Annotated in this window: 21 protein-coding genes; 8 read left to right on the top strand and 13 right to left on the bottom strand. The window is 38.6% G+C overall.

Features of this window, described 5'->3' with window-relative positions:
• Positions 1–18 precede the first annotated feature (18 nt).
• Positions 19–1,110 (bottom strand): DNA polymerase IV, encoded by a 1,092-nt coding sequence (dinB, locus tag ACKGJN_RS02315; RefSeq protein WP_409537811.1) that lies wholly within the window; start codon positions 1,108–1,110, stop codon positions 19–21.
• A gap of 379 nt (positions 1,111–1,489) precedes the next feature.
• Between dinB and ACKGJN_RS02310 the strand changes: the two genes are divergently transcribed.
• From ACKGJN_RS02310 to ACKGJN_RS02295, 4 genes are all read left to right on the top strand, one after another.
• A complete protein-coding gene (locus ACKGJN_RS02310; protein WP_409537810.1) occupies positions 1,490–2,149 on the top strand; it encodes an NAD-dependent epimerase/dehydratase family protein in 660 nt (219 codons plus the stop codon).
• A gap of 8 nt (positions 2,150–2,157) precedes the next feature.
• Entirely contained in the window at positions 2,158–2,625 is a 468-nt protein-coding gene (locus ACKGJN_RS02305; protein ID WP_409537809.1) for a CYTH domain-containing protein, read from the top strand.
• A gap of 431 nt (positions 2,626–3,056) precedes the next feature.
• Positions 3,057–3,551: a YciI family protein gene (locus ACKGJN_RS02300; RefSeq protein ID WP_409537808.1), complete on the top strand. Its 495-nt coding sequence runs from the start codon at positions 3,057–3,059 to the stop codon at positions 3,549–3,551.
• Between the two features lie 32 nt (positions 3,552–3,583).
• On the top strand, positions 3,584–3,865 hold the full coding sequence (locus ACKGJN_RS02295) for a GNAT family N-acetyltransferase (RefSeq protein ID WP_409537807.1): 282 nt from the start codon (positions 3,584–3,586) through the stop codon (positions 3,863–3,865).
• A 147-nt stretch (positions 3,866–4,012) separates the two neighbouring features.
• Here ACKGJN_RS02295 and ACKGJN_RS02290 read toward each other — a convergent pair whose 3' ends face one another.
• Positions 4,013–5,107 carry an isoaspartyl peptidase/L-asparaginase family protein gene (locus ACKGJN_RS02290; protein ID WP_409537806.1) on the bottom strand — a complete coding sequence of 365 codons (1,095 nt, stop codon included), beginning with the start codon at positions 5,105–5,107 and terminating at the stop codon, positions 4,013–4,015.
• Positions 5,108–5,423: 316 nt separating this feature from the next.
• Between ACKGJN_RS02290 and ACKGJN_RS02285 the strand changes: the two genes are divergently transcribed.
• Complete coding sequence (locus tag ACKGJN_RS02285; RefSeq protein WP_409537805.1) at positions 5,424–5,972, top strand: 3-hydroxyanthranilate 3,4-dioxygenase; 549 nt, start codon at positions 5,424–5,426, stop codon at positions 5,970–5,972.
• Between the two features lie 54 nt (positions 5,973–6,026).
• The gene (amaB, locus tag ACKGJN_RS02280) at positions 6,027–7,580 is read left to right on the top strand and encodes an L-piperidine-6-carboxylate dehydrogenase (RefSeq protein ID WP_409537804.1); all 1,554 of its coding nucleotides are present in this window, start codon (positions 6,027–6,029) and stop codon (positions 7,578–7,580) included.
• 421 nt (positions 7,581–8,001) lie between these two features.
• Here the strand turns inward: amaB and ACKGJN_RS02275 are convergent, their stop codons facing one another.
• The 11 genes from ACKGJN_RS02275 to hemA all read right to left on the bottom strand — a co-directional run bounded on the left by ACKGJN_RS02275 (position 8,002) and on the right by hemA (position 18,058).
• Positions 8,002–8,715: a 3'-5' exonuclease gene (locus tag ACKGJN_RS02275; RefSeq protein ID WP_409537803.1), complete on the bottom strand. Its 714-nt coding sequence runs from the start codon at positions 8,713–8,715 to the stop codon at positions 8,002–8,004.
• Positions 8,705–9,865 (bottom strand): serine hydrolase domain-containing protein, encoded by a 1,161-nt coding sequence (locus ACKGJN_RS02270; RefSeq protein WP_409537802.1) that lies wholly within the window; start codon positions 9,863–9,865, stop codon positions 8,705–8,707. Before ACKGJN_RS02270 ends, ACKGJN_RS02275 begins: the two co-directional genes overlap by 11 nt.
• Before the next feature lie 108 nt (positions 9,866–9,973).
• Positions 9,974–10,450 carry a methylated-DNA--[protein]-cysteine S-methyltransferase gene (locus ACKGJN_RS02265; protein ID WP_409537801.1) on the bottom strand — a complete coding sequence of 159 codons (477 nt, stop codon included), beginning with the start codon at positions 10,448–10,450 and terminating at the stop codon, positions 9,974–9,976.
• On the bottom strand, positions 10,434–11,534 hold the full coding sequence (locus ACKGJN_RS02260; RefSeq protein WP_409537800.1) for a CNNM domain-containing protein: 1,101 nt from the start codon (positions 11,532–11,534) through the stop codon (positions 10,434–10,436). The genes ACKGJN_RS02265 and ACKGJN_RS02260 overlap by 17 nt, the downstream gene beginning before the upstream one ends.
• Before the next feature lie 209 nt (positions 11,535–11,743).
• Complete coding sequence (gene hemB / locus ACKGJN_RS02255; protein ID WP_409537799.1) at positions 11,744–12,712, bottom strand: porphobilinogen synthase; 969 nt, start codon at positions 12,710–12,712, stop codon at positions 11,744–11,746.
• A 90-nt stretch (positions 12,713–12,802) separates the two neighbouring features.
• Positions 12,803–13,708 (bottom strand): oxygen-dependent coproporphyrinogen oxidase, encoded by a 906-nt coding sequence (hemF, locus tag ACKGJN_RS02250; RefSeq protein WP_409537798.1) that lies wholly within the window; start codon positions 13,706–13,708, stop codon positions 12,803–12,805.
• Complete coding sequence (locus ACKGJN_RS02245) at positions 13,705–14,205, bottom strand: DUF6973 domain-containing protein (protein ID WP_409537797.1); 501 nt, start codon at positions 14,203–14,205, stop codon at positions 13,705–13,707. The genes hemF and ACKGJN_RS02245 overlap by 4 nt, the downstream gene beginning before the upstream one ends.
• A 3-nt stretch (positions 14,206–14,208) precedes the next feature.
• Positions 14,209–15,237, bottom strand: coding sequence for a uroporphyrinogen decarboxylase (hemE, locus tag ACKGJN_RS02240; protein ID WP_409537796.1), 1,029 nt, complete (start codon positions 15,235–15,237; stop codon positions 14,209–14,211).
• Positions 15,230–15,886, bottom strand: a complete 657-nt coding sequence (locus tag ACKGJN_RS02235; protein ID WP_409537795.1) for a uroporphyrinogen-III synthase — start codon at positions 15,884–15,886, stop codon at positions 15,230–15,232. The genes hemE and ACKGJN_RS02235 overlap by 8 nt, the downstream gene beginning before the upstream one ends.
• Positions 15,887–15,893: 7 nt before the next feature.
• Entirely contained in the window at positions 15,894–16,805 is a 912-nt protein-coding gene (hemC, locus tag ACKGJN_RS02230) for a hydroxymethylbilane synthase (protein WP_409537794.1), read from the bottom strand.
• Positions 16,802–18,058 carry a glutamyl-tRNA reductase gene (gene hemA / locus ACKGJN_RS02225; protein WP_409537793.1) on the bottom strand — a complete coding sequence of 419 codons (1,257 nt, stop codon included), beginning with the start codon at positions 18,056–18,058 and terminating at the stop codon, positions 16,802–16,804. Before hemA ends, hemC begins: the two co-directional genes overlap by 4 nt.
• A 200-nt stretch (positions 18,059–18,258) precedes the next feature.
• On the opposite strand from hemA, the gene ACKGJN_RS02220 reads away from it, so the two are divergent.
• Positions 18,259–19,158 carry a helix-turn-helix transcriptional regulator gene (locus ACKGJN_RS02220; RefSeq protein ID WP_409537792.1) on the top strand — a complete coding sequence of 300 codons (900 nt, stop codon included), beginning with the start codon at positions 18,259–18,261 and terminating at the stop codon, positions 19,156–19,158.
• 12 nt (positions 19,159–19,170) lie between these two features.
• The gene (locus tag ACKGJN_RS02215; protein WP_409537791.1) at positions 19,171–19,887 is read left to right on the top strand and encodes a ThuA domain-containing protein; all 717 of its coding nucleotides are present in this window, start codon (positions 19,171–19,173) and stop codon (positions 19,885–19,887) included.
• The last annotated feature ends 182 nt before the right edge of the window (positions 19,888–20,069 follow it).

Here is a 20,069-nt window from a genome sequence, read left to right as displayed (position 1 = left end):
TAAACCCTTAATGAGGGATTAAAAGTCAAACTTAAGCTGAACAGCAATTTCTTCTTTTTTCTCTCTTTTTTCAGTATTTAAATTGGAAAGTGATATCCCTAAAAGCCGTACCGATTCCTTCATTTTCTCCTGGTAAAGCAACTCCTTCGCGCTTTCCAGTACGAGCTCTTTTGAGGAAATAAAATAGGGTAGGGTCTTACTGCGGGTATGTTGCGTAAAATCACTGTATTTAATTTTTAAAGTAACGGTTTTTCCGGCGACCTTGCTTTTTTGGAGTCGGCGTTCAATTTCTTCAGCAATATTTTTCAGGCGTTCCAGCATGAAAATTTCAGAAGAAATATTGGTGTCAAAAGTTCTTTCTGCCCCCAGCGATTTTCGTATTCTGTTTGGCTTTACCTCGCTATGGTGAATTCCGCGAACAACATTATAGTAGAATTCCCCGCTTTTTCCGAAGTGATCTATAAGAAATTTCTGGTCCTTTTGCTTTAGATCCAATCCGTTAAAAATTCCTAACCGGTACATCTTTTCAGCGGTAACTTTTCCAACCCCGTGAAATTTCCGTATTTGAAGTTTTTCAAGAAATTTAAGAACATCCTCGGGATTTACAGTTTTTTGTCCGTTGGGTTTATTGATATCGCTGGCAATTTTTGCAATGAATTTATTGATGGAAATTCCTGCGGAAGCATTTAATCCTGTTTTGTGCTTTATTTTTTCCCGAATTTCACGAGCAATAAGGGTTGCACTGGGATTCCCTTTTTTGTTACTGCTAACATCCAGGTAGGCTTCGTCCAGAGAGAGGGGTTCTACCAGATCTGTATACTCAAGAAAGATGGCTCTTATCAGATTTGAAATTTCTTTGTAGCGATCGAATCTTGGTTTTACGAAGATCAAATCCGGGCAATTTCGTTTGGCAATGATGCTGCTCATTGCGCTTTTCACACCAAATTTCCGGGCCTCATAACTTGCTGCAGCCACAACCCCACGCTCTTCGCTGCCTCCTACAGCTATTGCTTTCCCCCGTAGTTCGGGATTGTCCAGTTGTTCTACGGAGGCATAAAATGCATCCATATCCACATGGATAATTTTCCTTAAAAGTATATGCTTTTCCACTTTGTAAATTTAATGAAACTTCGTTTTGTCAAGCCTTAGACAAAGACAAAAACATTGGATGAACTAACTTTTTTAAAAAATCAAACTCAAAATCCTATCTTTATAAAAAGAAACAGTAATGTCTGGTAAAGAGGCAAGATCGTTCCGCCTTCGGCGTAACTGCAAGAAACAAGAGAAAAGACTTGATTTGAGTTAACCGATAAACATTTAGGTATTATTTCTAATTTAAATTCAGAAAAGTAAGGTTTGTTTATTAAAAACTTCATTGGAATGTCCAATGAATATGAGGGTTCAGCTTTCACAAAAATATTTACCGGACAACAATGAAACAGAAGCTAAAAGACTTCGGATTTTTATTAAATTTAAGATTGAAGGAATTATGAAAACAGCTATTTTATTAGGAGCCACCGGATTAACCGGGGGAATTTTGCTTCAGAAATTATTAAAAGATCCAGCTTATGAAAAAATTATACTCTTTTCAAGATCTCCTGTTGCTGTTAGGGATGAGAAGATCGAAGAACATCTCATCGATATGTTTCGGCTGGATGAATATATGGAGCTTTTTAAGGCGGATGAGGTTTTTTGCTGTATTGGAACCACAAAAAGCAAAACCCCGGATAAGGAAACCTACCGGAAAATTGATTCCGGAATTCCGGTAACTGCGGCCCGGCTTTGTAAAGAAAATGGAATTAATACTTTTTTGGTGATTTCGGCCCTTGGCGCAGCTGCAAATAGTTCTGTATTTTACAATAAAATCAAAGGTAAAATGGAGGAAGCTGTGCTGTCTCAAAATATAGAAAACACTTATATCTTTCAGCCATCCCTTATTTCAGGAGACAGGGAGGAAAAAAGGTTTTTTGAGAACCTGGCCAAAAATGCCATGAAGATATTCAATTTTTTAATGCTGGGACCTTTAAAGAAATATCGCGCTATTCATCCCGAAACAATTGCAAAAGCAATGCTTATCGTGACAAAACATGGTTATAAAAAGAATAGGATAGAATCTGATGAAATTAAGAAAATTTCTTTCTCCATTTAAAATCAACTATGACAGAAATTGAACGAAAATTTTTGGTGAAATCGGAGGCTTTTAAATCTGATGCATACCAAAAAACCAGGATCATCCAGGGATTTTTAAATACACATCCGGAGAGAACCGTCAGGATTAGGATCAATGGTCAAAAGGCATTTCTTACCGTAAAAGGGAAATCCAGCGAAAATGGATTGAGCAGATTTGAGTGGGAAAAGGAAATAGCAGTAACGGAAGCTGAAAATTTGTTGAAATTATGTGAGCCGGGAATCATAGAAAAAGATCGATACCTGGTAAGTAATGAAAATCACATCTTTGAAGTAGACGAATTTCACGGGCAGAATCAAGGCCTGATAATAGCAGAAATCGAATTAAAGTCTGAGGATGATAAATTTCTAAAACCGCATTGGCTGGGAGTGGAAGTAACCGGAGATATTCGGTATTACAACTCTCAGTTAAGCAAAAAACCCTATCTTAATTGGTAAGTATCATAAAATGAATCAGTACTGTCCGGTAGAGAATCAAGATCGTTCCGCCTTTTGCGGAACTGTAAAAATCAAGAACCAAGACAAATAGAAAAAAGAAAATAGACAAAATTATTCCTGTATTCATGGCGCAATGAAGATTGATTTCTGCGAAAATCAGCGAGATCAGTCGGAGATAAAAACAGGTACCATTGAAAATTAATGTTTAAAGCTGGTCAACACTAATCACGGAGGTATTAATTTTAATTAACCGGTAAACATTTAGTTATAACCCCTATTTTTTAGAACTTTAATCATCAGTATAATTTAAAAAATTTATAAAAGTAAGGTCTGTTTTTAAAAATCGCATTGGATCGGATAACGGAGGTATGGTTTCAGCTTTAACAAAAATGTTTATCGGACAACAATAAAAATGAATTAAATAGCTGCAGATGAAAAATATAATTATACTGTTTAGTCTACTTTTAATGATAAGCTCCTGTGATCAACCTGTTGAAAAAATCAGGGGAATTCATTCAGAATCAAGAGTTACAGTAGAAACTGAGAATGTAGAATCCATCGCTAAGGAATTGGAAGAAAAGGGTTATCAAACCTTCACCTATAAAAAAGGGGATTCCACCTACCTGATGCAGCAATATTATATTGTTTTTTTAAAATCCGGAGAGCATCGTTCACAGGATTCCATAACCCAGGCAGAACTTCAGGAACAGCATATGGCACACTTAGGCAGAATGTATACTGAAGGTTATACTAGTTTAACTGGCCCTATGGGTGATGATGGAGAGTTGCGCGGAATTGTAGTTTATAATACCCCAACCCAAAAAGAAGCCGATAGTTTGGCAAGACTCGATCCTATGGTGATGGCAGGAAGGTTAAAAGTGGAAGTCCATCCCTGGTGGGTCGCAAAAGGCGGAAAGTTGAACTAGCGGTTATAATCATAATTTAAATAAATACAGGAATGAAAATAGAACATACAAAAACAGAAAAAAAAGGACATTTTGATGCGGTAAGCAAAAATGGAAAAGCCGGAACAATGACTTATACCTGGACAGGTGAAAGTAGAATTACGATAGAACATACAGAAGTATATACCGAATTTGAGGGCGAAGGCATAGGTAAAAAATTAGTGTGTGAAGCAGTAGAATTTGCAAGGCAGGAAAATCTAAAAATAATTCCGGAATGTTCCTATGCAAACCATGTTTTACAAAGCGATGACACTTTTTCAGATGTATTGATTTAATGCCAATTCAGGATGTCAAGGAGAAATTATCTGGCCTTATTTCAAAGAGCGATGTTTTAAGAGGTAAGGCAATGGTGTTAGAAACCATAAAAACCCACGCAACATTTTAAATGTTGCGTGGGTTTTTTAATAGTACTAAAACCTAATTTATTCTTCCATATCTTCATTTTCACCATAGATTCCAAGGGTTAGTTCTCCATCCTTATTCATCGCGGCACGGTACATTCCTGCCGAATTGAATTCCATCGCAATATTTCCTTTACTGTCAATGGCTATAATTCCGCCTTCTCCGCCAAGTTCGGTTAATTTATCCTGGATCACAACGGAAGCGGCTTTCTGTAAACTCATTTTTTTATATTCCATCATCGCAGAAATATCATAGGCTACAACACCGCGAATAAAATATTCTCCCCATCCGGTAGCCGAAACGGCACAGGTCGCATTATTGGCATAAGTTCCTGCGCCAATTATTGGTACATCTCCAATTCTATTCCATTTTTTATTGGTCATACCACCTGTAGAAGTCCCTGCCGCAATATTTCCGTTTTTATCCAGGGCTACAGCCCCAACAGTCCCAAATTTGGAATCTTTTATAAAGGGATCCAGAAATGCTGTTTTTTGAGCATCGTGATCCAATTCGGTCTTTTCAGAATCTTTAATGCGCTGTAAGGATTCAAATCTTGCATCTGTATGAAAGTAGAATGGCTCTACAACTTCAAGCCCTTTTTCCTTCGCAAATTGTTCTGCCCCTTTTCCTGACAATAAAACATGCGGGGAATTTTCCATTACTTCATAAGCCAGATTTATAGGGTTTTTCACTGTGGTAACTCCTGCAACTGCTCCGGCGTTCAATGTCTCTCCGTCCATAATTGCGGCGTCGAGCTCATTTTTACCTTCATTGGTAAAAACAGCCCCTTTTCCTGCATTAAAAAGAGGATGATCCTCCATGACATTGATGGTACGCTGCACTGCTTCCAGGGAAGTCCCGCCATTTGCCAGAATTCCATGTCCCACTCGTATCGCTTCTTCCAGAACAGCTTTATAAGCCATTTCAAGAGAATCGGTCATGTTTTCTTTTAAGATTGTACCTGCTCCGCCATGGATCACAATTCCAAAATTATCGGATTCTACCTTATCCGAAACAGGTTTTTGGGTAGGCTCTCCTACTGGTTTTTTATCTACGGAAGACTGGTTGCAGGCGAATAGTGTTGTAAATGATAACAGAACTAATAGTTTTCTCATTTGTGGATATTTTGGTGTTAGGATCTCTCCCCCAGGTATGGGAATGTTATTTGATGTTGCTTCAATTTAGGTTTATAAAAGTAGTAAAATTTACATTAAAAATGGAAAGAGCAAATTCACCGGATTTTATCCTTTCTTTTCCTGCGTGAGCGATAGCAGTGAAAAGCCCGCAGTCCCGAATTTTATTTTCGGGATGAGGACTTGGAACGGATAGCGCAATGCCATTTTTTGGCACACGCCCAAAACATTTTGCTAAGCTTTAGGTCATTGTTCCTGATATTGTTTAATTTTAAGGGATATAAAAAAATATCCGAAAATGACTATAAATAAACCTTTTAATCTCAATAAATGGATCGAACAAAATCGGGATTTATTGAAACCGCCAATTGGCAATAAGAATATTTACAAGGATTCTAATGATTATATCGTGATGGTAGTGGGTGGGCCTAATGCACGTAAGGATTATCATTACAACGAAACCGAAGAACTTTTTTACCAGTTGGAAGGAAATATTGAAATCCATATTCAGGAGAATGGGGAGAAAAAAACAATGGAATTAGGCCCCGGAGATATGTATTTGCATCCCGGAAAAGTACCGCATTCCCCTGTGAGGAAAGAGGGCTCCATCGGCCTGGTGATTGAGCGCAAGAGATTGGGAGAGCAGGGCAAGGATGGTTTACTTTGGTTTTGTGATAATTGCAACAATAAATTGTACGAAGTTTACTTCCCGCTGCATGATATTGAAAAGGATTTTTTGAAGCATTTTAGGCATTTCTATGAAAGTAAGGAGTTGAGAACCTGTGATTCCTGCGGAACGGTGATGCCGGTAGATCAAAGATTTTTAGCTGAAGGTGAAAACGATTAAATTTTATTATTTTCGCAACAAACAAACAATAAACAAGATTAAAACAAGCAATAAATGAGTGGAGTAGCAGAAGAATTCGGAATTAAGCAAGCCCTGAAAGATTTGGGGATTAAAGATATAAATGAAGGTACTTCTACAGGTAAGGATTTCTTTGGAAACGGGGATATTATTGAATCCTATTCTCCGGTGGATGGAGCATTGATAGGGAAGGTAAAATCAACTACCAAGGAAGATTTTGAAAAAGTGATGACTTCGGCAACCGAAGGCTTTAAAACCTGGAGAAAAATGCCTGCACCCCTTAGAGGTGAAGTGGTGAGAAAATTCAACGATGAGTTGAGAAGGTTGAAAGAACCCCTTGGAAAACTGGTTTCCTATGAAATGGGAAAATCCTACCAGGAGGGTTTGGGAGAAGTACAGGAAATGATAGATATCTGTGATTTTGCCGTGGGATTATCCCGGCAGTTGCATGGATTGACCATGCATTCAGAACGTCCAGGGCATAGAATGTATGAACAATACCATCCACTTGGAGTAGTGGGAATTATCTCTGCCTTTAATTTCCCGGTTGCAGTCTGGTCCTGGAATACCGCTTTGGCGTGGGTTTGCGGAGATGCCTGTGTTTGGAAAGGATCTGAAAAAACTCCTATCACCTCTGTAGCCTGTCAAAAAATTGCAGCGCGTGTTTTTGCCGAAAACGGAGTGCCGGAAGGGATTTCCTGTTTGGTAACCGGAGATCATAAAGTGGGGGAAATGATGACAACCGATGCCCGAATCCCTTTGATCTCGGCTACCGGATCTACTAGAATGGGAAAAATAGTGGCTTCTAAAGTTGCCGAACGTCTTGGAAAAACCTTGCTGGAACTCGGTGGAAATAACGCCATTATTGTTACTCCCGATGCCGATATAAAAATGACCGTGATAGGCGCTGTGTTTGGAGCCGTTGGAACTGCAGGACAACGCTGTACTTCTACCAGAAGGTTGATCGTTCATGAATCTATGTATGATAAGGTGAAAGATGCGGTAGTTGCTGCTTATAACCAATTGAGAATTGGGAATCCACTGGATGAGAACAACCATGTAGGGCCCCTTATCGATAAAGATGCTGTAAAGAATTATCAGCATGCCTTGGATGAAGTAGTGAAGGAAGGCGGAAAAATTATCGTTGAAGGTGGTGTACTGGAAGGAAAAGGATATGAAAGCGGTTGTTATGTGAAGCCTGCGATTGCAGAAGCAGAAAACAGTTTTAATATCGTACAACACGAAACTTTTGCCCCGGTTTTATATTTGCTGAAATATTCCGGAAACGTAGAAGATGCTTTGGATTTACAGAACGGTGTGAGACAAGGTTTATCTTCTGCCATTATGACCAATAATTTAAGGGAAGCAGAACATTTCCTTTCGGTTGAAGGATCCGATTGTGGAATTGCAAATGTGAATATAGGAACCAGTGGTGCTGAAATAGGTGGTGCCTTTGGAGGTGAAAAGGAAACCGGTGGTGGCCGTGAATCCGGATCGGATGCCTGGAAAGTCTATATGAGAAGGCAAACCAATACCATAAATTATACTACCGAGTTGCCATTGGCACAAGGTATCAAGTTTGCTTTTTAAGCCCCTCCCTGCCTCCCCAAAGGGAGGAGATACAATACCAAACCCGCTTCTTTTGAAGCGGGTTTTTTGGTTTTTAATCCCTCACTGAGGGTTTAATTCCCCGAGATTTGCCTCGAATTTTTAAAAGTATTTTCTAATTCATAACTCGTGGTCTTGCCCCGAGGTTTTTGATTATTATTTTCTTTTCAACTCTTGTAAGGGATCAAGTACGAATGTTGCGGACTTTTCAAAAAAATTGGTCCATTTAAAAAATAAATTTTTTTTCTCCACTCCGGGGTAATTCAAAAAATGGATTATAACTAAATGTTTATCAGTTAATTGAAAACAAGTCTTTGTTCTTGATTCTTGCAGTTTCGCCAAAGGCGGAACGATCTTGATTCTTTTTCAAACCTCTCGGGTTTGCTACTTGTTAATCGATTTTTTACACCGAAACTATTTCTGTCTCCAAAAGTAATTCTTCCTGCCGCATTTTTAATACCACCTGGGCAATTGCCAGGACATCCCGTTCACAATAACTCACTATTCTACCAAGTTGCCGGTCTATATAGTAAACATCCCTAACTTCCGATCCGTCTATATCCTGTTTTGGGGATGGAATTCCCAACACATTGGTGAGGAGTTTTAGCGAAGTATAATGTTTATAATCCCCGAATTTCCATAATTCCAAAGTATCCAGATGAGGGACTTCCCAGGGTTTTTTTCCGAAAAGATCCAGTTTTCCCGGAAGCGGCAGATTGTGAATAATCAACCTCCGGGCGATATAGGGAAAATCAAATTCCTTACCGTTATGAGCGCAAAGCAGGTGATGGGGTTTTTGAAAATGAGATTCAAGTAAAAGCGAAAAATCCCTTAAAAGTTTTTCTTCTTCTCCCTGGAAGGTCGTGATACGGAAGCTTCGTAGGTCATTCTTAAACTTAAAAAAGCCTACCGAGATACAGATAATTTTTCCAAATTCGGCCCAAATCCCTGCCCGGTCATAGAATTCTTCAGCTGTAAACTCTTCTTTGCGCTGGTATTTGGATTTGTCTTCCCATAGTTTTTTCCTTTCTTCAGTTAAAGAACTAAAAGTCTTTTCCTCGGGCACGGTTTCAATGTCAAGAAATAAAATATGTTCCAGGTTGAGTTTATGAATCATGGTTTAACATTTTATAAGTTTCATCTATGTAGATAAAAAAGTCAGGAGAATGGTCCTCTTCTTCTTTACGTTTTATGAGTTTATGTCCAAGCCGAACAATAATAAGGTCATCTTCAGGAATTACAATAACGTATTGCCCTAAAACGCCGCGCATATAAAAGATATCTTTGTTTTTATAGTGGCTAAGCCAGAATCCGTAGCCATATTCCGGAGAATCTTCAAAGCGTGGAGTAGTTGCAGTTGCAATAAATGCCGATTCAATTAATTGCTCATTATTCCATTTTCCGTGGTCTTTGAATAGTTTCCCAAATCTGGCAAAATCCTTTGCGTTGGAAGCGATACAGCAATAAGCCTTTTCCATTCCACTTTCTTTACTGTCCAGTTGCCATTTGGCATCTGTTTTCATCCCCATCGGAATCCAGAAACTTTCGCTTAAATACGTGGATAGATTCTTCCCCGTTGCTTTATTTATAACCATTCCCAGTAAAATGGTGTTTCCGCTAAGGTATTCAAATTCGGTTCCCGGTGGCTCAACAATTTCAAGTTCCTTTACTACGTTTCTTATATCTTCATCAAAATAAACCCTTGCCGTCACAGAGAATGGATTGTAATAATCTTCATCCCAGTTTAATCCTGAAGACATAGAAGCTAGATCTCCAACGCTTAAAGCGGAAAATTCCGAATTTTGAAATTCCGGGAAAAAATCTGAAACAGGTTGCTCCAAACTTTCAATATATCCTTCTTTTATCGCTTTTCCCAGCAAAGCAGTGGTGATGGATTTTGCCATTGAAAAAGAATTGGTTAGGCTGGTGTCCGAATATCCTTCGGCATAATTTTCATACCAGATACTGTCGTTTTTTATGATTAGAAAAGCTACCGTTCCCAGATCATCATTGGTTTCCTGAAGCTTTTTTGTAGGAGAAACACTGTTAAACTCTTTGTGTTGAGGCCAGGCCTGGTAAGCATCCCCTGATGGGATTTTTCGGTTATCAAATTCAGGATAATCATCTATGTAAGCCGTGGTATGCCCCTGCATATAAACCACCTGAAATCCCCGAAGAATATAATCATAATTGAAAATGTAAAGGAGCAAAATTCCGAAGAGGATAAAAACCAGGAAGGCACCAAGAATTCTTAAGGTTATTTTCATATCGAATCTATAGACTTTTTGTAGGTGAGGTTCAATTACTTCTTCCTAAAATTAAGCAATTTTGAGAAGAAAGCATTGATACTTCTGAAAGTTAAAGCTTTTGAAATATCAAAAGTTAAAAAGACTTTGTTGGGAAGAAGGATTTTCGTGTTCCAGCAGCCATTTTTTCCGCCACAATCCTCCTGCATACCCGGTAAGGGAGCCATCGCTGCCTATTACCCGGTGACAGGGAATTACAATCCATAAAGGATTTTTCCCGTTTGCCGCTGCCACTGCGCGAATTGCTTTTACATCTCCCAATTTTTTAGATACATCCATATAGGAGTTGGTTTCCCCAAAAGGAATTTCCAGCAAAGATTGCCAGACTGTTTTTTGAAATGGAGTTCCCTTGGGATCTAGCTTTAAACTGAAATCCTGTAGTTCCCCTCTGAAATAAGCATTGATTTGATTAGCTGCAGGAATTAAAAACTCCGGAATTTGATCGCTTGGTTCCTGTTCTTCATCCAGGATCTTAATTCCTGAAATTCCATTCTCCTCACCTGTTATTTCACAGATCCCCAAGGGAGTTTTAAGACAGATTTTCATCTTCGGCAGATTTTTTTTCAGAATCATTTTGCTGAATAAGGCCTAGTTTTTTGGCGCGCTTTTCCCAGTTTTGACGCGCCATAAGTTGCATGTCTTCAATATGGTCGCTCTCATCCATGATCTCAAGTCCCAGGAGGGTTTCAATAATGTCCTCCATAGTTACCAATCCTATGGTATTTCCAAATTGATCGGCTACTATTGAAATATGCGCCTTTCGTGTAATAAAAATCTCAAAAAGCTCTGGAATTGGGGTATTGGGATCGGTGATGAAAACATCTCTTTTTAGAATGCTAAGAGGTTCCGGGCCTTTATCGTCTATCATTTCCTCAAGAACATCATCTTTAAGCACGAATCCGGTGATGTTATTGGGTTTATCTTTATAAACCGGAATTCTGGAAAATTTTAGATTTTTATGAGCACGGTGAAATTCTTCAATACTGGTAGATTCATTTTCAATAGTCGCTACAGAAAATGGTGTCATTACATCTTTTGCCTTTACCGATTTAAATACAAGCAGATTTTTAATTACGGTAGTTTCTTTTTCTTCAAAAAAACCTTCTTCCTCGGCTGCATCGGTAATTGCCAGAAACTCCTCCCTACTCATGGTACTTACATGCGCCGATTTCCCTATTAGTTTGGTGGTGAGCATCATCAACCACAGGATCCCGGTGTATTTTAGGGGGAATAATAAGGTTTGCAAAGTTATGGCTGTGAATTTTCCAAGTGATTGCCAGTAGGTTGCACCAATTGTTTTAGGGATTATTTCAGAAAGAATTAGTATTGCTACGGTCATAACAGCAGATACGATTCCTACTGAATTTCCACCGCCTCCAAAAACTTTCTCCGCCTGAACCCCTACCAAAATTGCTCCCACGGTATGCGCAACAGTGTTTACAGTTAAAATAGCGATGAGCGGTTTGTCAATATCCTTTTTGAAATGATTTAAAGTATTTGCATAGGCTTTTCCTTCCCTTTTTTTAACACGGATAAAGGTGGGAGTAATGCTGAGTAAAACCGCTTCCAGAATAGAGCATAAAAATGAAAAGAAAATTGCCAGCGTAGCATAAAGAATAAGTAATCCCATGGTTAGATTTCATTTGAGGAGGCTAAATTAATGATTCTTTCCTACAATTTATCTAAAGTAATGGTAAAGCCGTTTAATCCCTCAGTGATGGTTTAATTTCCCGAGATCTTTGATCTAAAACCTGTTTCAGAAAAATAATCCGGTAACAGCTTATAAATTTGGGCTTTCTGGAATGGAGATGCCTTAGCAATAAGACCTTATGATATATATCAGGAAATAAGTTTCACCGCATCCTTGGCGAAATAGCTGGCGATCATATTGGCTCCTGCGCGTTTTATGGCCGTTAATTGTTCCATCATTACCGCATCGTGATCCAGCCAGCCTTTTTCTGAAGCAGCTTTTATCATTGCATATTCCCCGCTTACCTGGTATACGGCAACAGGAACATTTACCGCATTTTTAATATCACGAACTATATCGAGATAACAAAGTCCCGGTTTAACCATCACAATATCGGCTCCTTCCTCAATATCCATGAGTGTTTCCTTAACTGCCTCATCCCGGTTTGCAGGATCCATCTGGTAGGATTTTTTATCTCCAAATCCCGGCGCAGAATCCAATGCATCCCTAAACGGACCGTAAAAAGCAGAAGCGTATTTAGCGCTGTAACTCATAATTCCGGTATCGTGGAAACCTTCATCTTCCAGAAGACTTCTTATTTCGAAAATACGGCCATCCATCATATCGCTTGGAGCAACAAAATTGGCTCCGGCTATAGCGTGTGAAAGGGACATTTCGGCTAAAATTGCAGTGGTATCATCATTTAGGATTTTTCCATCGGCAACCACCCCGTCATGTCCAAAAGAGGAATAGGGATCTAAAGCAACATCTGTCATTACCAGCATTTCGGGAACTGCATTTTTCACGGATTTAATTGCACGCTGCATCAAGCCATCGGGATTTAAAGCTTCGGTTCCTGCATTGTCTTTTAAATTATCGGGAACCTTCACAAACAACAAAACAGATCTCAACCCCAGATCCCACAATTCTTTCACTTCTTTTTCCAGAAGATCCAGACTAAACCTGAAATAATTTGGCATTGAAGCAATCTCTTCCTTTACATTTTTTCCTTCAACGATAAATAAAGGCACCAGAAAGTCATTTGGGCTAATAATAGTTTCCCTTACCAGGGAACGTATTACTTCGTCTGTTCGCAATCTTCTGTTTCTTCTTAACATCTCTTAATAGTTTAAAATTCAGGTTTCAGGTTTGAACCTTTAATTATATTTTTTTATTTCCAGGCAGGACAAAGCACTTTTTTGCTGTATTTAGATCCAGGCTTTAGGTTGCATCAATACCTCCAGTAATTTTTCCTCTTCGCTGCCTTTTTCTGGATGATGATCATAAACCCATTGCACATGTGGAGGAAGGCTCATCAAAATACTCTCAATTCTCCCATTGGTTTTTAATCCGAAAAGGGTGCCTTTGTCGTGGACCAGGTTGAATTCTACATAGCGACCCCGTCTTATTTCCTGCCAGGTTCTGTTCTCTTCTGAATACGGTAAATTCTTGCGTTTTTCAACAATGGGAACATAGGCCTTCAGAAAGCTGTCCCCAACTTCGGTTACAAAATTAAACCAGTCATCAATGCTCATTTCTTCCGTGGCCTTACAATAATCGAAAAACAAACCGCCTATTCCCCGTGCTTCCTCGCGATGGGAATTCCAGAAATATTCATCACACTGCTTTTTATATCTGGAGTAAAATTCAGGATGATGCCTGTCACAGGCATTTTTCGAAATTTGGTGAAAATGTACGACATCCTCTTCAATTAAATAATAAGGAGTGAGATCCTGTCCGCCGCCAAACCATTGATCTTTTAATATATTTCCTTGTTTATCATACATCTCGAAATAACGCCAGTTTGCATGAACGGTGGGAACCATTGGGTTTTTTGGATGAAGGACAAGGCTTAAGCCACAGGCATAAAAATCGACTTCCCCAACATTGAAATAGTTTTGCATCGCCGCGGGAAGTGGCCCATGCACCGCTGAAATATTGACTCCGCCTTTTTCAAAAACAGTCCCGTTTTCAATAACGCGGGTCCTTCCCCCTCCACCTTCTTTCCGGTCCCAAAGATCTTCGCGGAACTTTGCCGACCCATCTACTTCTTCAAGTTTGGTCGTGATGGTGTCCTGTAATTTCTCTATGTAGCTATAAAACTTTTTCTTCATAATTGAGTTTCTAATTTTTCAATAAAAACCAACCTGCTTTGTACGGCTTTAATTTCTTCAATACTGTTTACGTGCACCGCGTTTTCCATCATTTCTTCAAGAAGTGTTATAATATCTATACTATTTGAAGTATTATTTTCAAAAAGTTCCCTTCCTATTCTGTTGTTATGCAGATCCATGATTTTAGCCAATTCGCTATTTGGGGACAGCAGCTCATGAAGACTTGTAATTTTTTCAGCCCATAGAGAGGTTTTTTCAATAGAATTTGAAACCTTATAACATTTTTTACAAATCAGGAAATTCCATAATGCATGCCTGAAGGCATTGGTGCTATTGTTTTTATGATGCTTTTTTCCGAAGTACGCATTACAAACATTAACAGTTTTTTTGGTAGCCTTATAAGTTGGAACTATAAATAAAGGTTTTAAAATCAGAACTTTTGCCAATTTAAAAAGTTGCCAAAAATTTAAACTTTTAATCCCTGCCACTATTGCCATTTTTTATCTTGGCTTATATTCTTTAACTGCATCTACAAAAGCCCGGGCATTTTCTACCGGAATATCGGGTAAGATCCCGTGGCCTAAATTAACGATGTAACGGTCTTTTCCAAATTCATCGATCATTTGATGCACCATTTTCTTAATCTCTGCCGGAGGGGAATATAATCTGGAAGGATCAAAATTACCCTGAAGCGTGATCTTCCCACCGCTTAAATAACGTGCGTGAAGCGGAGAACAGGTCCAGTCTACTCCTAAAGCCGAAGCACCTGATTTTGCCATGGTATCCAGCGCAAACCAGCAGCCTTTTCCAAAAGCGATCACAGGGGTTTCATCTTTTAACGCATCTATAATTTGCTGCATATAGTTCCACGAAAATATTTGATAATCGGTAGGGGAAAGCATTCCTCCCCAGGAATCAAATATTTGCACTGCATCCACACCCGCGGCAACTTTTGCCTTCAAATAGGCGATGGTGGTATCGGTTATTTTCTGCAATAGGGTATGTGCTGCAACGGGATTGGTAAAACAGAATTTTTTGGCGATATCAAAATTCTTGGAGCCCTGCCCTTGTACCGCATAACATAAAATAGTCCAGGGAGAACCTGCAAAACCAATTAGGGGAACTTCATCATTGAGCTCCTTTTTGGTCATTTTTATGGCATCCATTACGTAGCCTAAAGTTTCATGAACATCGGGTACAATGACCTTGTTCACATCCTCCATGGTTCGAACAGGATTTGGCAACCACGGCCCTAAACCCGGCTTCATTTCCACCTCGATATTCATCGCCTGTGGGACAACCAGGATATCGCTAAAAAGGATCGCGGCATCTGTGCCTATCTGGTTGATTGGCATTACGGTAATCTCGGTTGCCAGTTCCGGGGTGCGGCATCTTGTAAAGAAATCATATTTCGCTTTCAGTTTCATAAAATCCGGCAGATATCTTCCTGCCTGGCGCATCATCCAAACCGGTGGTCGCTCTACGGTTTCACCCTTTAATGCTTTTAAAAATAGATCGTTTTTAATCATGATGTCGGTATTTTTTTACCACTTGCACAATGACATTTTCCATGCTTGGTTTCGTGGCAATTATTATAGTATCTGTAATTTTTTTTGCTTCTGAAGCAGTTGTGGTACCAATACAAAAAGCAGTGCTGTTCTTTATTTTATTTTGGCTGAAAAAGCTTTTTACGCCGCTGGGACTGAAAAACAAAACTCCATCAAATTCCTGTTGAAATTCCTTCGGATTTAAGCGTGTTTTATAGACCTGAATTTCTTCTAAATCTATACCATTTTCTTTTAAAATGGATGGTAATTCCTCCCGACGTTTATCTCCGCAGAAAAAGCTGAAGTTCTCATTCGGATATTTTTTAGTAATTATAGCAGCTAAAGCAGTTCCATAATCTGCAATTTCGGAAATATTATACTTGTATTTCTTTAAAAAGGAAGCTGTTTTTTCTCCAACGCTAAAACAGTTTTCAATTATAAGATTTTTTCTGATTATGGCCCTGGCAGCATTCTTACTTGTAACGATTGCGTTTTTGATACGTTTCTTCCCGGGATCAAAATCTATGAATTCAATTTTAATTGCATTATATTCTACCAGAGATATTCCAGCATTCAGCAATAATTGTTTTTGGTGGGGTTCCAATATTTTGGTGGCAAGGACAGTTGGCATAATTGCTTTAATTTAGCACTTTCCTTATCTTTTTCATGAGTTCTGCGCCTCCGTTTTTCAGTATTTCTTCTCCACATTTTCTGCCGAAATCCTGGGCTTGATCTACTGAAACTGCTCTTTCAATCTCAAATTTTTGTGTTCCATCCAGGCTGTATAAACCACCTTTAAAATAAAGGATTCCATCCCTTATTTCGGCAAGAGCACCAATGGGAGCTGTACAACCTCCTTCGAGGGTTTTCAGAAATTCACGTTCTGTATGCACACAAATTTCAGATTCTTTATGGTTCAGGGCCAAAAGCATCTTTCTGCAAAATTCGTCTTTTTCTTTTGCAACAACAAGCATCGCGCCTTGCGCAGGAGCGGGTAACATCCAGTCTAACGCTAAATAATTTTCAGGGGTAAGATTGATGCGTTCTAATCCTGCAGCGGCAAAAATGGCTCCATCCCAACCGTTTTCTTTCAGTTTTTTCATTCGGGTGTTTACGTTTCCTCGAAGATCTACAACCGAATGTTTGGGATATTTGCTAAGCCATTGTGCTTTCCTGCGTAGGCTTCCGGTGGCAATAGTGCCTTTGGATTCCAGAAAATCGAGACCTTTATGTACTATAATGTCCTTTGAATTTGCTCTTTTTAGAATGGCCGCTTCCACAATTCCTTTTGGCAAAGCAGTTGGAACATCTTTCATGGAATGTACTGCAATATCAATTTTGTTAGTTAGCATTGCAATATCCAGGGTTTTTGTGAAAATCCCTGTAATTCCCATTTCGTATAAGGGTTGGTCTAAATTGAGGTCTCCTGTGGATTTCACGGGAACCAATTCGGTATTATGACCTAATTTTTCGAGAGCAGATTGAACGGTTTTTGCCTGCCATAGCGCTAATTCGCTATCACGGGTTCCTATTCTTATCGATTTATTCATTTTGTGGCATCTTCCAGTTGAAAGACTTTCTGGATAAGTTCCAGGCTTTCATCTGAAGTGTTGGAATCATCTTTTAGGTGATTTGCAAAATGATTCATAATTTTTTGAATGATCCTGTTGCTAACGATTTCCGCCTGTTCATTGTTGAAATTCGCAATTTTTCGGCTTTGGAAATCCAATTCGGCATCTTTCATGCCTTTCAGTTTTTTCTTGAGCGCTTTTATGGTTGGAGCAAATTTTCTCATTTCCAGCCATTTGTTGAACTCAACTTCAACTTCAGCAATTATAAGTTTGGCTGCAGGAATACATAGTTTTCTTCGTTCCAGGGTATCATCTGTCATTTGAGCGAGATGATCTAAATGAAGTACAGTTACATTTTCCATTTGTGCAACATCATCTGAAACATTTTTAGGTATGGAAAGATCCAGAATCAATAACTCCTTTTTAGGATAGATAAGTTCTTTGGAAATAGTTGGGTTTTGAGCTCCTGTTGCAACGATTAAAATATCTGACTGGCGGATTTCCGACTGCAAATTAGCGTAATCTTCTACCTTTAAATTGAATTTCCCGGCAATTTTTTCAGCCTTGTCTTTCGTTCGGTTTATAAGGGTAATGTGATTATTTTTGGTATGTTTTACAAGATTCTCACAGGTGTTTCTTCCGATTTTTCCTGTTCCGAAGAGTAAAATATTCTTTTCTGAAATATTTTTAACTTCACGCAGAATGTATTGAACCGAAGCGAAACTTACTGAAGTTGCCCCTGAGGACATATCGGTTTCATTTTTAATTCGCTTGCTTGCCTGAATAACAGCATTGACAAGTCGCTCTAAAAAAGGATTTGCAACTCCGGCATTCTTTGAACTTACGAATGCGATCTTTAACTGGCTAATAATCTCGAAATCGCCTAAGATTTGGCTATCGAGACCGGTTCCAACCCTAAACATGTGAGAGATAGCTTCCTTATTCTTATAGATGTACGCTACTTTTTCAAATTCTTCAACCGTACCATTGGTATGCTCACAAAGCAATTTTATAAGTTGATAGGGGTGCTGTGCGAATCCGTAAATTTCAGTTCTATTGCATGTAGAGGTGACGATAATCCCGTCAATCCCTTCATTTTTAGCGTCTTCCAGCAATTTTAATTTGCTTTCGGCAGTTAAACTGAAATGCCCACGAACATCGGCATCAGCTTTTTTGTAGCTTAAGCCAATGGTGTAAAAATGTTTGCCTTTTGAAATATGATAGTGCTCCATGTAACAGATTAGGATTGCAGGGTCAAAAGTAAGGTATAAGATTCTTAAAAAGTAACGCGCAAAGTACTAAATGTGTCGATTCCTGATAATAATCATATTTTCGAGGATCGTCTTCGGGGAAAACCTTATTTTTGTTGTTATCATAGTGCTTAAATACAACTTAGTTTAGATTAATTCTAAATAATAAAATTCATTAAATTATGGATTTAGAAGAAAAAAATATCGCTGCAGGGTTTGTTGAGGAAACCAAAGTTGAAGAGGGATTCTTTATCTTAAAGTTTCAAAATGAAGACAAATTTCCGGCGAACATCTCCCGCGAAATAGACAGCAGTTATATGCAATTTCACTTTTGTGTAAAGGGAAAAGGCAAGTTTTTATTTAATAACAGTAACTACGAATTGTCTTTGGAGGTAGAAAAATCCCTTCTTTTATATAATCCGCAAAGAGATTTACCCATCAATTTAGAATTACAACCAAAATCCTGGTTGATCTCTCTGGTAATTTCCATAAAGAAATTCCATTCTTTATTTTCACAAGAAGCTGGTTACATCCCCTTTTTAAGCAAAGAAAACAGCGATAAGAAATATTATAAGGATGCCGATATTTCTCCTTCGATGGCTATTGTTCTAAATCAATTGATGAACTTTAACCTGATGCCGTCCATAAAATCCTTGTATTTTAAAGCTAAAGCCTATGAATTGTTAAGCCTGTTTTTTAACAGGACAGAAGATGCAAATATGGAGCAATGTCCATTTTTAAGCGATGAAGAAAATGTTTTAAAAATACGCAAGGCAAAAGATATTATTATTAACAGGATGGCAGAGCCTCCTTCTTTAAATGAATTATCATTAGAAATTGGACTGAGCCTGAAGAAATTAAAGGATGGTTTTAAGCAAATTTATGGAGATTCCGTGTATAGTTTTTTATTTGATTATAAAATGGAATTTGCGAGAAAGCTTCTGGACTCAGGAGAATACAATGTGAACGAAGTTGGGTTAAAAGTGGGTTACAGCACGGCAAGCCACTTTATTGCAGCCTTCAGGAAAAAATTCGGGACTACCCCAAAGAAATATATCATGTCTATTCCAGCTACTAATTAAAAACTGCGTTTTATGAACAGCCTTAAAATTTTAATTGCCATTTTGTTTTTCAATTTTTCCTTCGGATTTGCACAGGAGAAAAATGTCCTTGTTTTCCATAAAACGGAAGGTTATTATCATAAATCAATTCCGAAGGGGATAAAAACCATTCAGAAACTTGGAAAAGAACATAATTTCAAGGTGGAGGAAACAAAAGTTTCAGAAAATTTTACCAATGATCAACTTAAAAAGTATTCGCTTGTAATTTTTCTAAATACCACGGGCGATGTGCTCGATCTTCAGCAGCAAAATGCCTTTGAAGATTTCATAAATAACGGTGGAAGTTATTTTGGAATTCACGCCGCCACCGATACCGAATACGACTGGCCCTGGTACGGTAAGTTGGCCGGAGCCTATTTTAGAAGCCATCCAAAAATAGCAAAAGCCGAAATAACCGTAAAAGCTCCGGATCATCCAACCGTTGCTCACTTACCAGAAACCTGGATTCGGGTGGATGAGTGGTACAATTTTAAAAATATCAATCCCCAAATAACTGTTTTGTTGAATTTAGAGGAGCGCACGTATGAAGGTGGTGAAAATGGAGACAACCATCCTATTGCCTGGTATCAGGAACTGGATGGTGGGGGAAGATCAATTTATACCGGCGGAGGTCATACCGAGGAAGCCTATGAAGAACCCGAATTCAGGGAACATATTCTCCGGAGCATTTTATTTGCTTTGGGAGAATAATCCGGCCAACGGGTTTTTCTATATGTAGATAAGAAAGTCTAATACCTTTCTAATGCGTTTCCCCAAAAAGAATTTTAATTTTAAGCCGAAAAAAAATTATGAAATGAGCATAATGGAAACTCGATGCACACACCAAATGAGGTATGCGAATTACATAAGACCAATAAAAATAAATAAATAGC

Source organism: Gillisia xinjiangensis, assembly GCF_046298265.1.
GTDB classification, from domain to species: domain Bacteria; phylum Bacteroidota; class Bacteroidia; order Flavobacteriales; family Flavobacteriaceae; genus Gillisia; species Gillisia xinjiangensis.
Note: the sequence above shows the minus strand (reverse complement) of the source record. Positions and strands in the feature narration are given on the sequence as shown.

What these genes read in the sequence shown, in the direction of transcription:
- ACKGJN_RS02310 (WP_409537810.1), top strand. Translation starts at nt 1,490, where the DNA reads ATGAAAACAGCTATTTTATTAGGAGCCACCGGATTAACCGGGGGAATT.
- ACKGJN_RS02305 (WP_409537809.1), top strand. Translation starts at nt 2,158, where the DNA reads ATGACAGAAATTGAACGAAAATTTTTGGTGAAATCGGAGGCTTTTAAA.
- ACKGJN_RS02300 (WP_409537808.1), top strand. Translation starts at nt 3,057, where the DNA reads ATGAAAAATATAATTATACTGTTTAGTCTACTTTTAATGATAAGCTCC.
- ACKGJN_RS02295 (WP_409537807.1), top strand. Translation starts at nt 3,584, where the DNA reads ATGAAAATAGAACATACAAAAACAGAAAAAAAAGGACATTTTGATGCG.
- ACKGJN_RS02290 (WP_409537806.1), bottom strand. Translation starts at nt 5,107, where the DNA reads ATGAGAAAACTATTAGTTCTGTTATCATTTACAACACTATTCGCCTGC.
- ACKGJN_RS02285 (WP_409537805.1), top strand. Translation starts at nt 5,424, where the DNA reads ATGACTATAAATAAACCTTTTAATCTCAATAAATGGATCGAACAAAAT.
- amaB (WP_409537804.1), top strand. Translation starts at nt 6,027, where the DNA reads ATGAGTGGAGTAGCAGAAGAATTCGGAATTAAGCAAGCCCTGAAAGAT.
- ACKGJN_RS02275 (WP_409537803.1), bottom strand. Translation starts at nt 8,715, where the DNA reads ATGATTCATAAACTCAACCTGGAACATATTTTATTTCTTGACATTGAA.
- ACKGJN_RS02270 (WP_409537802.1), bottom strand. Translation starts at nt 9,865, where the DNA reads ATGAAAATAACCTTAAGAATTCTTGGTGCCTTCCTGGTTTTTATCCTC.
- ACKGJN_RS02265 (WP_409537801.1), bottom strand. Translation starts at nt 10,450, where the DNA reads ATGAAAATCTGTCTTAAAACTCCCTTGGGGATCTGTGAAATAACAGGT.
- ACKGJN_RS02260 (WP_409537800.1), bottom strand. Translation starts at nt 11,534, where the DNA reads ATGGGATTACTTATTCTTTATGCTACGCTGGCAATTTTCTTTTCATTT.
- hemB (WP_409537799.1), bottom strand. Translation starts at nt 12,712, where the DNA reads ATGTTAAGAAGAAACAGAAGATTGCGAACAGACGAAGTAATACGTTCC.
- hemF (WP_409537798.1), bottom strand. Translation starts at nt 13,708, where the DNA reads ATGAAGAAAAAGTTTTATAGCTACATAGAGAAATTACAGGACACCATC.
- ACKGJN_RS02245 (WP_409537797.1), bottom strand. Translation starts at nt 14,205, where the DNA reads ATGGCAATAGTGGCAGGGATTAAAAGTTTAAATTTTTGGCAACTTTTT.
- hemE (WP_409537796.1), bottom strand. Translation starts at nt 15,237, where the DNA reads ATGATTAAAAACGATCTATTTTTAAAAGCATTAAAGGGTGAAACCGTA.
- ACKGJN_RS02235 (WP_409537795.1), bottom strand. Translation starts at nt 15,886, where the DNA reads ATGCCAACTGTCCTTGCCACCAAAATATTGGAACCCCACCAAAAACAA.
- hemC (WP_409537794.1), bottom strand. Translation starts at nt 16,805, where the DNA reads ATGAATAAATCGATAAGAATAGGAACCCGTGATAGCGAATTAGCGCTA.
- hemA (WP_409537793.1), bottom strand. Translation starts at nt 18,058, where the DNA reads ATGGAGCACTATCATATTTCAAAAGGCAAACATTTTTACACCATTGGC.
- ACKGJN_RS02220 (WP_409537792.1), top strand. Translation starts at nt 18,259, where the DNA reads ATGGATTTAGAAGAAAAAAATATCGCTGCAGGGTTTGTTGAGGAAACC.
- ACKGJN_RS02215 (WP_409537791.1), top strand. Translation starts at nt 19,171, where the DNA reads ATGAACAGCCTTAAAATTTTAATTGCCATTTTGTTTTTCAATTTTTCC.